Source organism: Rhodococcus yunnanensis NBRC 103083 (assembly GCF_001895005.1).
GTDB lineage: Bacteria > Actinomycetota > Actinomycetes > Mycobacteriales > Mycobacteriaceae > Rhodococcoides > Rhodococcoides yunnanense.
This window is the reverse complement of record NZ_BCXH01000010.1, coordinates 39,026-54,860: the sequence shown is the minus strand read 5'-3', so window position 1 is coordinate 54,860 and position 15,835 is coordinate 39,026. Positions and strand designations below refer to the sequence as shown.

The window sequence follows — 15,835 nt, the reverse complement described above, 5'->3', positions numbered from 1 at the left end:
CTCGACTGCAGGCTAGCTCGGCGTGTAGGCCCTGATGAAGGTCTCCACGCCGAGCGTCACGGCTTTCCTGACCGCGGCGTCCGATACCGGATGTGTTCCCAGCGATGTCAGATTCGGAAGTTCGGCCATCGCCAACGCCATCAACTGCCGGGCTGCCAGAATCGGATCTTCGACCGCCAGCACGCCGCTGTTTCCGAGCATCGCCAACCTGCCGGCCAACGCGTCGACGACGGGGTCGTATCCGGCTGTGCGCACTGCGTCGAACAAGCCGGGGTCCCTGCGGATCTCGGCGTTGACGAGCCTGGACAGAGCGCTCGCACACTCGCTACGTTGACACGCCGTCAGTTCGAAGGCAGTTCGGATCAAACTCGCCCGCCAATTCTTCGTTCGCACATCCATCGACTGCACAGCTGCGAGCGAATCCGCGTTGAGGGCTCGGGCGGAGTCGGCGACGGACTCGCGGAACAGCTCTTCCTTGCCACCGAAATAGCTGTAGATCGTCGGCTTCGACACCCCGGCCGCGGCAGCGATGGTCTCGATGCTCGCTCGCTCGTACCCAGCGTCGCCGAACACCGGCGCAGCGGCGTCGAGAATGCTTCGGCGCTTGTCGATGCTGCGGCGGCGGACGATCCCGGGGGTGGTCATCCTCGCATCATACTGTCGTCGCCTTCCGCGCGTGTGTCTGTGTTTGAATGCGGTAGTACTGGACAAAACTAAACCGTGTAGTAAATTCTGCTGCCATGACAGTAAACGAAGCTTCCGCGGCGATGAAGGGCGGCCTCGATCGCCGCACCAGGGTTCTCGTATCGGTACTCGGTGCCGCGGCGTTCGTCGCGGTACTGGACGGCACGGCGGTGACGGCCTCACTCGGCACGCTGACCGGCTCGTTCGACACAACTCTTCCCGTCGTCGTCTGGGTGACGACGGGTTATCTTCTCGCGGCCGGATCCGTTCTCCCGCTGGTCGGATGGGCGATCGAGAGATTCGGCGGGCGCGCGGTGTTCCTGACCGGGTTGGCGGGCTTCGTCGCTGGATCGGTACTCACCGGTCTGGCGTGGTCGGTTCCGACGCTCATCGTGTTCCGCGTCCTGCAGGGATTCGGCGGAGGACTCGTCGAACCGGCCGCCATTGCAGTGGCGGCGGCACTCGCCCCTCGTGAGCATGTCGGCCACGTCATGGGACGGTTCTCGTTGATCATCAATATCGCGCCGGTCGTCGGCCCGTTGTTCGGAACGATGCTGGCGGACAACGGATTGTGGCGGTGGATCTTCCTGATCAATCTTCCGCTCGGGCTGCTCATCATCGCCGCTGCCTTCCGGTGGATCCCGTCGGGCCGCGGTCCAGGTGTGCCGCCGAGGCCGGATCTGCGCGGGATGGTCCTGCTGTCCCCCGGTTTCGTCTTCGTGCTGCTCGCGATCAACCGGTGGGGCGCGGGCGCAGGCACGGTCGTCGTGGTCGGTCTTGCCGTGGTCGGGCTGGCGCTGCTGCTGGCGTACACAGCGCATGCTCTTCGGACGCCCGTGACGCCGGTGCTCGACCTACGCCTGCTTCGTACCCCGGCTTTCGCAGCGGCTCTGCTGACGATGTGTGCGGTCGGGTTCCTCATGTTCTCGCAGCTCAGCGTCTTACCGGTGTTGGCTGCGGAGCAGTTCGGCTTGCACGGTGTCGCCCGCGGAGCCATCACGTCGGCATTGGGAGTCGGGCTTCTGTTCTCGATGGCAAACGCGGGCAGACTCAGCGACAAGCTCGGTCCGCGGCCGTTGGTGGTGACCGGTGCGGTGGTCACCGCACTCGGGCTCGGCGTCGTTGCGTTCGTCTACGACTTCCTACCGCTCCCTGCGCTTCTCGCTCTCTACGTGGTGATCGGTCTCGGTTTCGGTTCTGTCGCCGCGCCCAGCTTCGCGAGTGTGTACCGAGCGTTACCTGCAGAGGATGCGCCGCAGGGCACGACGGCGCTGTTCATCGTGGTTCAACTCTTCGCATCGGTGGGCGTGACGGTGATGGGCCTGCTGCTCGATCGCGGAGGTCCCGAAGTGTTCGGCACCGTGTTCGCGGTGATCTCGGTGACTGCTGCCGTCGCTGCAGTGGTCGGTAGTCGGCTCCCGGGACGGCCCGCACGCCTGTGAATTTGTCCGAAGTCAATGGGTAATCGTCACACGTCTACAGAACTGTGGTCTTGAAGTGTCCTCATATTCGGCGTCGAGGTCATCCAGTGGTGCTCAAAACATTCTCGAGGACGGTTTGGTGCCCTAGCGTGATCACGGCGTGACCGAGGTGTGTTCCGCCTTGGACATCCGACAGAACTTCTCGAGATGACGCTTGGAGGTACTACTCGTGACGACACTCGAAACGAAGAGAGCCGAACGGGGCACGTTCGACACTAGGCGGTCCGGTCGGCATCGGCGCGGCGGGCCGTCGCAGGTGGCTGCCGCGTTCTCCGACTGGTTGCATCAACCTCACGATTATCAGTGGATCGTGCGACATCGATCGGTTCGCCACCTGCATCCGGTCATCCGAAGCGTGTTCAGCCTTGCCACGATCATCTTCGCGATGACGTCGGCCATCATGCTGTTCAGTCCGCGCGGGCCGCACACGGTCGAGGCACGGCTGTGGGTGGTGTTCGTGCTGTTCGTCCAGGTCGGTGTCGCGGTGACGCTGATGGTCTGCCCGGTGCCGAACAAGGCGGGTTTCATCGCATTCGGGGTGTTCGGCGACGTCGGACTGGCATCGGTGCTGGCCTGCTACGACGCGACCGGCGCGATCATCGGCAGCGCACTGTTCGTCATCATCGGCGCGTACTGCACGTTCTTTCTCAGCCCCCGGTGGGTGGTGGCGCACCTGCTGTTCACGTGTTCGTTCGCCATCTACTCGGCGTACCGCGGATGGTCCACGTCCGGAGAGCACCCCGCCACGACGCTGGCCGCTCTCACCGTCATTCTCACCTCGATCGCCGGTGTCCCGATATTCGCGCACATCGCATGGACTGCGATCGCAGGCGATGCACGTAGTTCGTCTCGGGATCCGCTCACCGGGCTCCTCAATCGGCGTGGACTCGACTCGGCGGTACGCGATCTGTGGCGCGAGTCGATCGACAGGCAGGTCTCGATCGCGGTGGCCATGGTGGACGTGGACAAGTTCAAGGCGGTCAACGATGTGTACGGCCACGACGCGGGCGACGAGGTGCTGGTCAACATCTCGCGCAGGTTGGAGACGGGGGTCGGCGACCGCGGTGTCGTCGCACGTACCGGTGGCGAGGAGTTCGTCGTGGTCGTCAGTGGCAGTCGCCACGACATCGAACGAACATTGTCCGCCGTGGTCGCTCTGGTGAACGACCCGCGCGACGCCGTGCCGGTGACCGCGAGCGTGGGGGTCGCGGTGCTCGAGTCGACGTCTGTTCTATGGCACGCGGGTAACACCATCATCGCCCGGATGCTGCGCATGTCCGACGCCATGATGTATCGATCGAAGACGTGCGGCGGCAACAGGTTGTCCGTTCATTCGATGTGAGAAGGTGCGGTTTCACAGTAAACAAACTCGGAGTTTGTTTATGACCATCAAAACATCATAGGAGTTGGATTTCTGGTCTATGGTGGCGTGCACGAGCTTCAGTAGTCGACCCGGAAGGTGGCCACGCGTGGCAACAACCATGAGCACAGGAGTCGCAGGCACCGTCATCGCGGAGACTCTCTCGTTGGGCGGGCGCCCGGCGTCGCACAGCCTTCGCCGCACACCGGACGCGACGGCCACCGTCGTCGACCACATCCTGTCTCGCACCGACCGTCGTGAGTGGACCGAAGAATCCGGTCGCGGTGAGGTCGCCGAGATTGCCGCATTGTGCGTCGAACTCGCTGCAGACGTCCTCGACAGCGGAACCCAACCGTCTTCGGTGGACCTCGGCGGCCTACGCCGGGCCGCGGCGAAGTGGGCGCGCGCCGGAATCCCGCTGGCACCGATTCAGCACGCACTGCACGAAGGATTCTCTGCAGGACTGCGATTGGTGGCCGGTACCGCCGTCGACGGTGAGAATTCGGCGCTCGTCGACGGTGCCGTGCTGATGTTCGGACTCCTCGACGTCGTATCCGCTGCTGTCTCGACCGCCTACCTCGACGAGTACCGCAGCGTGGCGACGCACCACCACGACCAGGCTCATTCGATGACAACTGCGCTCCTGGCCGGTGACGCGAATGCGTATCGCATCGCCGAGAGGATCGGTGTGGAGCTGGCGTCGACGTACGAGGTGGTCGCAGTACATTTCCCACCGCACCCCGACGAGACCGGCTCACCCTCCGAACGCGACCTCGCGGCCGGAAAGAAACTCAGGCGCATACACGGTGCGGTCGCGAGCTTCTTCGCCCCGTCACCTGCTCTTGCCATACTGAGTCGTTCGGGCGGAACGATTCTCGTGCCCGACGCCGACTCGGTCGTCGTCGATCGACTCATCGAGAACATGAGTGTCGCAGGCGGTGTGTCGATCTACGCGGCAGCGGCAGCCGCTGTGCCGGAACGACTTCCGGATGCAGCCGAGAACGCCTATGAACTGATGCGGCTCGTGCAGCGACTCGGCTACCGCCCTGGCGTCCACCGAATCGCCGATCTGGCCCTGGAATTTCAGATCGCGCGACCGGGCGTCGGCCGGCGACACCTGCAGAAGCTGCTCGATCCACTGCGCATGGCTCCTGATCTACTGCCCACGTTGAAGGCATTCGTCTACACCGAGGCCAACAGGAAGAAAGCTGCCAAAGAGCTGGTCGTGCACCCCAACACCGTGGACTATCGGCTCAAGCGAATCGAGCAGATCACCGGCATAGATCCGATGAAGTCGTCCGGTCTGCGGTCGCTTCACGCCGCACTGATCGCAGACTCCCTGGATGGTCGTGCGCAGCCGACAGTGTTGGATGGTCGTGCGCAGCCGACAGTCACGAAACAGTGAGCGTGACTTCGATGTCCGCACGTGCCGCGCTCGTGGCGATCGAGCAGATGATCCCGTCCTTCCAGCCCGTTGTCTCGCTGCTGTCGGGACGGGTCATCGGGGTCGAGGCTCTCGCGCGGTGGCCTACCGTCGTCGGAGTCGATCCCGCCGAGGTGTTCGCCTTGGCCCGAACGCGAGGGGTTGTCGCCGACATCGACTTCGCCTGTCGCAGCGCCGCTGTGAAAGAGGCGCGATCCTCGCAATTCTCGCGGGATCTGACGTTGTTCCTGAACTACGAGCCGTCGGGGATCGGTGACCTGGCTCGCACCGAAGAGCATCTCGACGCACTCGGTGGTGATCTGAACGTGGTTCTCGAGATCACCGAGCGTGGCTTGGATTCGGTACACGACGGCCTGCGGTCGATGGTCGGAGCGGCGCGTAGGCGTGGGTTCGCCATCGCGCTCGACGATGTCGGGGCAAATCCGAGTACGTTGAGCGCACTGAGTGTCGTCGAGCCCGACATCGTCAAGCTCGATGCACGGATACTGCGTCGGCCGAGGTCGCTGCGGTCGAGGCGCACGCTGCGCGCCGTCCGTGCATTCGTCGCCGCAACCGGGGCCACGGTGCTCGCCGAAGGTATCGAATCCGAGCGCGACCGACTGCGCGCTGTCGAGCTCGGCGCCACCCTCGGGCAGGGGTGGTTCTTCGGTGCAGCCGTGGACAGTTCGTCTCTCGGGTTGTCGTGAGGTCAATCCCGGTTCGGAGCAGGCGTACGGAACTCGTCCACGTGATCTCGCGCCCACCGGGCGTAGTCGGTGACGTGGCCGGTGAGGTCGGCCACCGTCGTCAAGGCCTGCTGTGGGTGTTCGGCGTAGGACCGCAGACCGTCCAGATAGGTGTGCGCGAAGCTGCCCATGACGGGTTCCAGGATGGTGAGCGCCTCCTCGCGTGAGACGGTACGGAACGAGAGTGTTCTTCCGAGGGCATCACCGATGTGCTGGAGAAGATCTGTCCGCGAGAGTGTTTCGGGCCCGGTGAGGGTGTACGCACTCCTCGTGTGACCGGGCTGGGTCAGGCATACGGCCGCGACGGCGGCGATGTCGTCCATCGCGATCGGAGCGTTGGCCGAGTTCGGGAAAGGTTCACGGACGGAATCGGTTTCGCGAATCTGCTCGGACCATGTCGTGGTGTTCTCCATGAACTCCCCTGGCCAGAGATGCGTCCAATCGATGCCGGAGGCTTCGACGGCCTCGGAAATGGGATACCACCAGTTCTCCGGCGGCCCGGCGAGGTCGACGACGAGGCGCACTCCGGCGGCCGCGGCGATGCCGAGCACGTCGTGGACGGTCTTCTCCAGTGGCGCCAGATACACACTCTCGACGCCGTCGAACGCGTCGGGCAGCGTGTCGGGTCTGCCGATGTAGCCCGTCGCCACCTCGACACCGTCGGGAAGCTCGGCGCGCTCGGGATCGGTGGTCAAGGCTCTGATGCTCGGCGCGCCCGCCGCAATGAGATGGTCGACGAGCATCCGTCCGATGTTTCCGGTGGCCCCGGTCACGAGAATCGTCATACCGTACAGTGTACGACAGGCGTGTGTTCGTGTCTGCCGATAAGTTGAGCGTCGTGCGAATACTGGTGGCTGCATGCGGTGGCGAGGGCCATCTCGGACCGCTCCTTCCATTCGTCTCGGCTGCGCGAGACCGCGGCGACGACGTGATCATGGTCGTCCCACCTGCGCTGGAGGAGACGGCTCGATTCACAGGATCGCGCTACCAGACGACCCATTCGCCCGATCCGGCCGCCGTGGAACAGGTGCGTCGCGCGATGGCATCCGCGGATCGAGCGGTTCGGGTGCATGCCGCGGAAGTCGAACTGTTCGGGCGTCTGTTCACCGCCGCCGCGCTACCGGTCATGGAACAGACGGCCACGCGGTGTCGTCCCGATCTGATTCTGCGGGAACCGTGCGACTACGCCTCCGCGATCGTGGCGCATCGGCAAGCGGTCCCGATCGCGACGGTCGGCATCTCGCCGGGCCTGGCCGACATCTCGGGTCTGCACATGGCATCCGAGGTGCTCGAATCGCTGGAGCCGGGATTCGCTGCACTCACCTCGGCTGCGCCGTACCTCACCCGATTTCCGATGGACGAGCCGACGGGATTCACCGACACGAGGCGCTACGGATTCGGTGCCCGATCCCGCGCCGACCTCGCCGAGTCTCCCCCGTTGGTGTGGTTGACGTTCGGTACGGTCAACGCCACGTTCGAGCACACCGCACGGACCTGGGACGCTGCGCTGGAAGCACTCGGCGGGCTCGATGTGCAGGTGATCGCCAGTGTCGGCCGGGGTCGTCCTCTTCTTCGAGCACCGGCGAACGTTCGGGTCGTCGAATGGGTCGAGATGTCCGACGTGCTGAGCCGCGCGAGTGTGGTGGTGTGCCACGGAGGGTCGGGAACAACACTCGCCGCGCTTGCCGCGGGAATTCCCACCGTCGTCGTACCGATGCTCGCCGATCAGCCGACCAATGCGGCGATGGTGGAACAGCTCGGCGCAGGAATTACCGTTGCGCCAGCGGGAAGGTCTGTATCCGGGGAAGACCTAGCGCCCGGGGAAGACCTAGCGTCCGGGGAAGACCTAGCGTCCGGGGAAAGCGTCGAGCTCAGGGGGTTGACCGAGGCCGATGTGCCGCGACTCGAAGCTGCGGTGAGGAAGGTGTTGAACGACGACAGTTACCGCATTGCGGCACGAAGGGTCGCCGATCGCTACGCGGCGTCGCCGACGGTCGCCGAGGCGCTGGACTCGCTGCGCTGACCGAGCATCGTGGGTGTGCCGGGAACGGTCTCGCGGGCCGCCCTGCGGATCCAGCGCCGCGGGTCGGGTGCGAACGAGAAGTCGAACCGTCGCAGTACGGTCCGCCTGGCGAGTGCCAGTAGGACGGCTGTGCCGGTGACGGCCATCCAGGTGGGCATCGGGTACAGCGCGAGGCGCTCACCGAGGCCGAAGTGCAGAGTCTGCGCCATCAGCAACACCGCGCCGACCACGCCGACTGCCGCGCACAGCGCCGACCACACCGCGACCAGACGTTTTTCGTGCCACAGGTGCCATGCGATCAGAACGAGCACCACGTGTCGCGCGATGAATCCGGGCAGCACCGCGGTCCAGTGCACGAAGGTGCCGTCGTTGGCAGGAAACAGCCCGGTCGCCGCCGTGCTCACGGCAATGACGACGGCGAGCGACAGGATCCACTTCTTCTCGCGCCCGCTTCTGATGTGGCGATGCAGGAACAGGGCCCCGACCAGCGTCAATGCACCGAGAACGACGAACGACGAGTTCATGACGTCGTGCATCGGTGAACAGGACTCGAGATCGCACGTGGTGACACCGAGTGAGCTGATCGAATCCTGCGCGAAGCTGTACGGCGTCCTCCACGCAGCGGCCGTGAACACCTCGGCCAGCAAGTAGGCGAACGAGAGTATCCAGGCTGTCCCCGCAGCAGCGTGGCGAAAGTTGTGGGCCCTGTGTTCTTGACTGATATGGATCTCCCTGTCGCGAGTTCGATTTTGGTAACGATACGGTGTCAACCTGAGAGCGTGCCCGAAATGCCCGTTCTCTCGATCGGGTGCGAATTCGGCATCACGATCGGGTCGAGACGTAAGGATTTCGTCAACAATGGCTGGTGAACGCATAAGCAGCTCGTAAGAATTCTCGCCACCTCGATCGGCCGGGACGATGCTGGAAAGCGAACCGGTCGTCGACCGGTCCCCACTGTTCGCCCGTCCGTTCGGGGACGATCACGTGGTTACTTCCGAGCTCGAAGAGAGTACTGACGCAATGGCCGATACAGCCTTTCTCGTCGTCGCAGCCGTTGGATTCGGATTCTGTGCCCTTGTGGTGCGGGTACTCGGAGCGGCCGCATGATCACGTTCCCAGGAATCGTCAGCGTCGCGCTGCTCGTGCTTGCCGCCGCCGCTGTCGTCTACCTTCTCGTAGCATTGCTCGATCCCGAGAGGTTCTGAGCCACAGATGAACCCCGCACTTCTCGCGGGCCTGCAGATCGCCGTCGTGATCGCAGTGCTCGCCCTGCTCTATGTCCCGCTCGGTGACTACATGGCCCGCGTGTTCGAGAGCGCACGTCACACGCGAGTCGAGATCCTGGTGTACCGCATCTGCCGGATCAGCCCCGGAGTCGAACAGACCTGGGTCGGCTACGCCACCAGCGTCCTCGGATTCTCGGCAGCGGGGGTGCTCTTCCTCTATGTGCTGCAACGGATCCAAGGTGTACTGCCGATGAACGGCGGCCTGGCCGGGGTGAGCCCGGCCGTTGCGTTCAACACCGCCGTCTCGTTCGTCAGCAACACCAACTGGCAGTCGTACGTCCCCGAGACGACGATGTCGAATCTTACTCAGCCACTGGGTCTCGCGGTCCAGAACTTCCTGTCCGCGGCAGTGGGTCTCGCGGTCGCAGTTGCACTCGTGCGCGGATTCGTTCGTGTGCGGAGCGGTGGTGAGATCGGCAACTTCTGGGTCGACCTCACTCGTGGAACGGTGCGAATTCTGCTCCCACTGTCCTTCGTGATCGCACTGATCCTGTTGACGCAGGGCGTCGTTCAGTCCTTCTCGACGGGATTTTCCTCCACCGGTCTCGACGGAACCCTCGCCCACAACGCACTTGCCCCGGTTGCGTCGCAGGAAGCCATCAAGGAACTGGGCACCAACGGCGGCGGGATACTCGCGGCGAACTCTGCGCACCCGTTCGAGAATCCGACACCGCTGAGCAACGTCGTCCAGATCATCGCACTCCTGCTGATCCCGGTCTGCCTGACGCGAACCTTCGGAACCATGGTCGGAAGTCGCAGGCAAGGACTGACCGTGCTGGCCGTCATGGGAGCACTGTGGGGCGGTCTGCTCGCGGTCACGCTCGCCGCGGAATCGGGCACCCGAGGCGTCGCCGCTCAGGCAGCGGGCGCGATGATGGAAGGAAAAGAAGTCCGGTTCGGGATCCCGGGATCTGCGTTGTTCGCGGTCTCGACCACCGGAACCTCGACGGGCGCAGTCAATGCCGCCCACGACAGTCTGTCACCGCTGGGTGGTGGCGCAGTACTGCTGAACATGCTGTTCGGGGAGATCGCCCCCGGCGGCGTCGGTACCGGCCTGTACGGAATGCTCGTGCTGGCGATCATCGCGGTGTTCGTCGGTGGACTGCTCGTCGGTCGCACACCGGAATTCCTCGGCAAGAAACTCGGCCGCCGCGAGATCACCATGGCTGCACTGTCGGTCCTGGTGATGCCTGCGCTCGTACTGCTCGGAACATCGATCACGGTGATCCTCGGTTCGACGACAGGATTTCAGGGCAACTCGGGCGACCCGGGCACCCCCGGATCGATACACGGATTCACCGAAGTTCTCTACGCGTATGCGTCCGCCGCGAACAACAACGGCAGTTCCTTCGGTGGCTTGACCGTCACCAGCGACTGGTTCCAGACCTCGCTCGGGCTGGCGATGCTGTTCGGTCGATTCCTTCCCATCGTCTTCGTGCTGGCACTCGCCGGATCGTTGGTCCGATCCAGACGGACGGCAACCGACGCCGGCACACTGCCCACCACAGGTCCCCTGTTCGGCGGACTTCTTCTCGGTACTGCGGTGCTCGTCGCCGCACTCACCTTCTTTCCTGCCCTCGCTCTGGGCCCGATCGCGGAGGCAATGCAATGACCGCTCTGATGTCACCGGAAACGCCCGTCGAATCCGGAACTGCAGTTCCAGCAGGCAAATTCGACGGCCGGCAGATGTGGACGGCCCTGCCGGGGGCGTTCGGCAAACTGGACCCGCGCCACCTCGCCCGAAACCCTGTCATGTTCGTGGTCTTCGTGGGATCTGCGATCACGTCGGTCCTCGCCGCGCTCGAGCCGTCGGTCTTCGCGTGGTCGATCGCCGGCTGGCTCTGGTTCACGGTGTTGTTCGCGAACCTCGCCGAGTCGGTCGCCGAAGGTCGAGGCAAGGCGCAGGCAGCGAGCCTGCGAAAGGTCAAGCAGGACAGTGCTGCACGACGACGCACACGGGACGGCCGGCTGGAGGAGGTCCGCGGCATCGACCTGAGGGTCGGCGACGAGGTTCTCGTGGCGGCAGGTGAGGTGATTCCCGGCGACGGCGATGTCGTGGACGGGATCGCCAGTGTCGACGAGTCCGCCATCACCGGCGAATCCGCACCCGTCGTCCGTGAATCCGGTGGCGATCGATCCGCGGTCACCGGCGGTACGACGGTGCTGTCCGACGAGATCGTCGTGCGAATCACCGCCGCACAGGGTGAGACGTTCGTGGACAGGATGATCGGACTCGTCGAGGGTGCGTCGCGGCGCAAGACACCGAACGAGATTGCCTTGAACATCCTGTTGGCATCGTTGACGACGATCTTTCTGCTTGCGGTCGTCGCGATCGGTCCCATGGGTGCCTACGCGGGTCAGGCGCAGGATCCGGTGCAACTGATTGCACTGCTCGTGTGTTTGATCCCGACCACCATCGGTGCGCTGCTGTCCGCCATCGGCATTGCCGGGATGGACCGACTGGTTCAGCGGAACGTACTGGCGATGTCCGGACGGGCCGTCGAGGCTGCAGGTGACATCGGCACACTGTTGATGGACAAGACAGGGACCATCACATTCGGCAACAGACGTGCTACCGGACTGCATCCGGTCCCCGGTGTCGGTACTGTCGAACTTGCACGCGCAGCCAGGGTGTCGTCGTTGGCCGACGGGACGCCCGAGGGCCGCAGCATCGTCGAATTGTGTTGCCGCGATTTCGATCTGGCGCCGACGGCCGAGGCGTCGGAGAGCGCGGGAGAATTCGTCGCATTCACCGCCCATACCCGAATGAGCGGTGTCGATCTCGACGGTAGCCGAATCCGCAAGGGCGCAGCGGATTCGGTGGCTGCGTGGGTCGGTGACAACGGCGGCGAGCCACACGACCCGGAGCTCGACGCCATCGTCTCTCGGATCGCCCAGCTCGGCGGTACACCGCTGGTCGTTGCGGTGGTGTTCGATGGGATCGCGCGGGTGCTGGGAGTGGTGGAGCTGTCGGATGTGGTCAAGCCGCACATCGCGGATCGGTTCGCGCAGTTGCGAGCCATGGGTATCAGGACCGTCATGGTCACCGGCGACAATCCGTTGACGGCCAGGGCCATCGCGGCCGAGGCCGGGGTCGACGACTTCCTCGCCGAGGCCACACCCGAGGACAAGCTCGCGTTGATTCGGACCGAACAGGAGGGCGGCCGGCTGGTGGCGATGACCGGGGACGGAACCAACGACGCCCCGGCCCTCGCGCAGGCCGACGTCGGGGTTGCCATGAACACGGGCACCTCCGCGGCGAAGGAAGCGGGCAACATGGTCGATCTGGACTCGGATCCGACCAAGCTGATCGAGATCGTCGAAATCGGGAAACAACTGCTGATCACGCGCGGTGCGCTGACGACGTTCTCCCTGGCCAACGACCTGGCCAAGTACTTCGCCATCCTGCCGGCGATGTTCAGTGGCCTCTACCCGCAACTGGACGGGCTGAACATCATGCGGCTGGCGACACCGCAGTCCGCGATACTGTCCGCCGTCATCTTCAACGCGTTGGTCATCGTGGTGTTGATCCCGTTGGCACTCAAAGGTGTTCGCTACCGTCCGTCCTCCGCGGCCGGCCTTCTGCGAAGGAATCTGCTGATCTACGGGATAGGCGGAGTCGTCGCGCCGTTCGTCGGCATCTGGCTCATCGATCTGCTCGTTCGACTCATTCCAGGGATTGGTTGACATGCGCTTCGCTCAGGGTTTTCTGCGTCAGATGCTCGCGGGGTTCGCGGTACTGGCGGTGTTCACCGTCGTGCTCGGAATCGGATACCCGGCCGCGGTGTGGGGCATCAGTCGCCTCGACACGCACTCGGCGGAAGGATCACCGCTGCGTGACGCTGGCGGCTGCGTCGTCGGGAGCTCGTTGATCGGCGTCGACCCACAGGTCCCCGCCGGGCAACCCGACCCGTACTTCCATCCCCGCGTCACCGGGTCGGTGGCGGACGAGGACGCGTTCGCACCGGGCGATCCGAGCGCGGCGCTGCCCACCAACCAGGGTCCGAGCAGCGAAGTGCTCGCATCGTTCGTCGCTCAGAGGCGGGCCTACGTCGCCGAGCGGGAGAACGTGGATCCCGCGCAGGTGCCGGTCGACGCCCTCACCGGCTCCGGATCGGGTATCGACCCGGACATCAGCCCCGCCTATGCGGCGATCCAGGTGGCGCGCGTCGCACAGGTCAACGGGATGAGCGTGTCCGACGTCGAAGCGTTGGTGCGCGACTACACCGACCCACCGCAGTACGGTGTACTCGGGGCAGCTGCAGTCGACGTCCCCGAGCTCAACGTGGCTCTCGGGCTGACCGCGCCGGCCTGCAGTACCGAGTAGGAGAAGACATCTGTGAACGCTCGCGGTGAGTTGCGGATCTACCTGGGTGCGGCACCCGGCGTCGGGAAGACGTTCGCGATGCTCGGTGAAGCGCATCGACGCCGGGAACGGGGATGCGACGTCGTCGCGGCGCTCGTGGAAACACACGGCCGCGCACGAACGGCGGCTGCGATGGAGGGCATCGAGGTCGTTCCGCCGATCGAGATCGAGTACCGGGGAACCGTCGGCCTCGAACTGGATCTCGTCGCCGTGCTGGCTCGTCGCCCGGATCTGGTGTTGGTCGACGAGCTCGCACACACCAACACACCCGGCTCGGTCAATGCGAAACGATGGCAGGACGTCGAGGTGTTGCTCGACGCAGGACTCGACGTCGTCTCCACGCTGAACGTTCAGCATCTGGAATCTCTCAACGACGTCGTCCAGCAGATCACCGGTGTCGTACAACGGGAGACGGTCCCCGACAACGTCGTCCGCGCCGCCGCGCAAGTCGAACTCGTCGATATCACTCCGGAAGCGCTGCGCCGCAGGCTGTCACACGGCAACATCTATGCACCGGACAAGATCGACGCGGCACTCGACAACTACTTTCGGCGCGGGAATCTGACCGCGCTGCGAGAGCTGTCGCTGCTGTGGATCGCCGACCAGGTCGATGCCGCATTGGTGAAGTACCGCAACGACAAACACATCACCGACACCTGGGAGGCGCGCGAACGAGTCGTCGTGGCGGTGACGGGAGGCCCGGAGTCGGAAACGCTGGTTCGACGAGCCAGCCGCATCGCCTCGCGATCGAGTGCCGAGTTGATGGTGCTGCACATCGTGCGCGGCGACGGATTGGCCGGTGTCTCCGCGCCGCAGATGGGGGCCGTCCGAACGCTGGCCACGGCTCTCGGCGCCAGCATGCACAGTGTCGTCGGCGACGACGTCCCCTCCACGCTGCTCGAGTTCGCGCGCGGGGTCAATGCGACCCAGCTGGTCATCGGGACCTCCAGGCGCTCCCGGTTCGCGCGGATTCTCGACGAGGGAATCGGATCGGCCGTCGTCCAGAATTCCGGCACCATCGACGTCCACATGGTGACGCACGGGGAGACGGGCTTTCGGTGGCGACGGCGGGCGACCACCGATCCACGCAGCCGCCGGATTCTGTCGTGGATTGCCGCTGTTGCCGTCCCGTGCGGTGCCGCCGGAGTGCTCGCACTCGTCGATCCCCAGTTCGATTCGAGCGGTGAGAGCGCACTGTTCTTCATGGTGGTGCTGTGTGTCGCATTGTTGGGAGGTGTTGCGCCTGCGGCACTGTCGGCGCTCATCGCCGGATTTCTGCTGAACTTCTTCTTCACCGCGCCCCGCTACAGCCTCACCGTCGCAGAACCCGAGAATTTCGTCGTGACGGTCGTGCTGTTGATCGTGGCAGTTGCGGTCGCCGTGTTGGTGGACACCGCATCTCGGCGTGCGAGGGAGGCACGCCGCGCCTCGCAGGAAGCCGAATTGCTGACTCTGTTCGCCGGATCCGTGCTGCGGGGCGCAGATCTCGACGCGCTGCTCGGCCGGGTCCGCGAAACGTACGGTCAACGCGCCGTGGCGCTCGTCGAGGATGCGACGGGTGAACCGGTGGGCAGCGTCGGGCCTGCACCGGCGCCGACGATGGAGCAGGCCGACACTCGAATCGATGCGCCGGGAGGCGAATTCACGATGGTTCTGGCGGGGACGCGGACTCGCGCGCACGACCGACGAGTTCTCACCGCGGTCGCCAACCAGGCGGCAGGGCTCGTACGGCAGGCGCGACTGACCGAGGAAGCCAGCCGCGCACGCGCACTGGCGGAGGCGGACGTGCTGCGCCGAGCGTTGCTGTCGGCCGTCAGCCACGACCTGCGGACCCCATTGGCCGCCGTCAAGGCTGCGTCGTCCTCGCTCCGAAGCACCGACGTCGAGTTCTCCCCCGAGGACACGGCCGAATTGCTCGCGACGATAGACGAATCCACCGATCAACTCACGGCCCTCGTCGGGAATCTGCTCGACTCCTCGAGACTGCAGGCGGGTGCCGTTCGGCCGAATCTGCAACCGGTGTTCGTCGAGGACGTGGTTCACCGCGCACTCGTCGGCTCCGTCGCACCCGCCGAACGCGTGCACATCGACGTCGGTGACATCGAGGTACTGGCGGACATAGGACTGCTGGAGCGTGTTCTGGCCAACCTCGTCGACAACAGCGCGCGCCATGCAGCCGGCAGCGACATCAGAATCGGCGCAACCCGCAACGGCGAACAGGTCTCGATCATGGTCGCCGACAGCGGTCCCGGCATCGAACAGGGCACCGAAAGCACGATGTTCGACGCGTTCCAGCGGCTCGGCGACCGCAACAACAGCGTCGGCGTCGGCCTCGGGCTGTCCGTCGTCCGAGGATTCGTGGACGCAATGGGTGGATCGGTCGCGGCGTCGGACACCCCGGGCGGCGGACTGACGATCACCGTCGATCTGAAGGCAGTAATTCGATGACAGCGGTAATCCGATGAC

The 15,835-nt window shown here is 64.8% G+C and carries 13 protein-coding genes; 10 read left to right on the top strand and 3 right to left on the bottom strand.

The window, feature by feature from the left end; translation table 11 throughout:
• Window positions 1-12 precede the first annotated feature (12 nt).
• A complete protein-coding gene (locus tag RY1_RS16740) occupies window positions 13-645 on the bottom strand; it encodes a TetR/AcrR family transcriptional regulator (RefSeq protein WP_072805007.1) in 633 nt (210 codons plus the stop codon).
• A gap of 95 nt (window positions 646-740) precedes the next feature.
• Here RY1_RS16740 and RY1_RS16735 point away from each other — a divergent pair, with 95 nt between their 5' ends.
• The 4 genes from RY1_RS16735 to RY1_RS16720 all read left to right on the top strand — a co-directional run bounded on the left by RY1_RS16735 (window position 741) and on the right by RY1_RS16720 (window position 5,655).
• Entirely contained in the window at window positions 741-2,126 is a 1,386-nt protein-coding gene (locus RY1_RS16735) for a DHA2 family efflux MFS transporter permease subunit (protein WP_084727482.1), read from the top strand.
• A gap of 208 nt (window positions 2,127-2,334) precedes the next feature.
• Entirely contained in the window at window positions 2,335-3,507 is a 1,173-nt protein-coding gene (locus RY1_RS16730; protein ID WP_139279882.1) for a GGDEF domain-containing protein, read from the top strand.
• A 127-nt stretch (window positions 3,508-3,634) separates the two neighbouring features.
• On the top strand, window positions 3,635-4,930 hold the full coding sequence (locus tag RY1_RS16725; RefSeq protein ID WP_245819706.1) for a PucR family transcriptional regulator: 1,296 nt from the start codon (window positions 3,635-3,637) through the stop codon (window positions 4,928-4,930).
• An 11-nt stretch (window positions 4,931-4,941) separates the two neighbouring features.
• On the top strand, window positions 4,942-5,655 hold the full coding sequence (locus RY1_RS16720; RefSeq protein ID WP_072805220.1) for an EAL domain-containing protein: 714 nt from the start codon (window positions 4,942-4,944) through the stop codon (window positions 5,653-5,655).
• 2 nt (window positions 5,656-5,657) lie between these two features.
• Here RY1_RS16720 and RY1_RS16715 read toward each other — a convergent pair whose 3' ends face one another.
• Entirely contained in the window at window positions 5,658-6,479 is an 822-nt protein-coding gene (locus tag RY1_RS16715) for an SDR family oxidoreductase (protein WP_072805002.1), read from the bottom strand.
• Between the two features lie 29 nt (window positions 6,480-6,508).
• On the opposite strand from RY1_RS16715, the gene RY1_RS16710 reads away from it, so the two are divergent.
• Window positions 6,509-7,717, top strand: coding sequence for a glycosyltransferase (locus tag RY1_RS16710; RefSeq protein ID WP_245819705.1), 1,209 nt, complete (start codon window positions 6,509-6,511; stop codon window positions 7,715-7,717).
• On the opposite strand, the gene RY1_RS16705 is transcribed toward RY1_RS16710, so the two are convergent.
• Entirely contained in the window at window positions 7,669-8,364 is a 696-nt protein-coding gene (locus tag RY1_RS16705) for a DUF998 domain-containing protein (protein ID WP_084727480.1), read from the bottom strand. The genes RY1_RS16710 and RY1_RS16705 overlap by 49 nt on opposite strands.
• Before the next feature lie 459 nt (window positions 8,365-8,823).
• Between RY1_RS16705 and RY1_RS16695 the strand changes: the two genes are divergently transcribed.
• The 5 genes from RY1_RS16695 to RY1_RS16675 are packed head-to-tail and all read left to right on the top strand — an operon-like array spanning window position 8,824 to window position 15,817.
• The gene (locus RY1_RS16695; RefSeq protein WP_139279894.1) at window positions 8,824-8,922 is read left to right on the top strand and encodes a potassium-transporting ATPase subunit F; all 99 of its coding nucleotides are present in this window, start codon (window positions 8,824-8,826) and stop codon (window positions 8,920-8,922) included.
• 7 nt (window positions 8,923-8,929) lie between these two features.
• Window positions 8,930-10,615: a potassium-transporting ATPase subunit KdpA gene (kdpA, locus tag RY1_RS16690; RefSeq protein ID WP_072804996.1), complete on the top strand. Its 1,686-nt coding sequence runs from the start codon at window positions 8,930-8,932 to the stop codon at window positions 10,613-10,615.
• Window positions 10,612-12,690 (top strand): potassium-transporting ATPase subunit KdpB, encoded by a 2,079-nt coding sequence (gene kdpB, locus RY1_RS16685; RefSeq protein ID WP_072804994.1) that lies wholly within the window; start codon window positions 10,612-10,614, stop codon window positions 12,688-12,690. The genes kdpA and kdpB overlap by 4 nt, the downstream gene beginning before the upstream one ends.
• A gap of 1 nt (window position 12,691) precedes the next feature.
• Window positions 12,692-13,330: a potassium-transporting ATPase subunit C gene (locus RY1_RS29755; RefSeq protein WP_072804992.1), complete on the top strand. Its 639-nt coding sequence runs from the start codon at window positions 12,692-12,694 to the stop codon at window positions 13,328-13,330.
• A 12-nt stretch (window positions 13,331-13,342) separates the two neighbouring features.
• Entirely contained in the window at window positions 13,343-15,817 is a 2,475-nt protein-coding gene (locus RY1_RS16675) for a DUF4118 domain-containing protein (RefSeq protein ID WP_072804991.1), read from the top strand.
• Window positions 15,818-15,835 lie beyond the last annotated feature (18 nt).

Bases quoted from the DNA above. Each gene is read 5' to 3' on its own strand.
- RY1_RS16740 (WP_072805007.1), bottom strand. From the start codon at position 645: ATGACCACCCCCGGGATCGTCCGCCGCCGCAGCATCGACAAGCGCCGA.
- RY1_RS16735 (WP_084727482.1), top strand. From the start codon at position 741: ATGACAGTAAACGAAGCTTCCGCGGCGATGAAGGGCGGCCTCGATCGC.
- RY1_RS16720 (WP_072805220.1), top strand. From the start codon at position 4,942: ATGTCCGCACGTGCCGCGCTCGTGGCGATCGAGCAGATGATCCCGTCC.
- RY1_RS16715 (WP_072805002.1), bottom strand. From the start codon at position 6,479: ATGACGATTCTCGTGACCGGGGCCACCGGAAACATCGGACGGATGCTC.
- kdpA (WP_072804996.1), top strand. From the start codon at position 8,930: ATGAACCCCGCACTTCTCGCGGGCCTGCAGATCGCCGTCGTGATCGCA.
- kdpB (WP_072804994.1), top strand. From the start codon at position 10,612: ATGACCGCTCTGATGTCACCGGAAACGCCCGTCGAATCCGGAACTGCA.
- RY1_RS29755 (WP_072804992.1), top strand. From the start codon at position 12,692: ATGCGCTTCGCTCAGGGTTTTCTGCGTCAGATGCTCGCGGGGTTCGCG.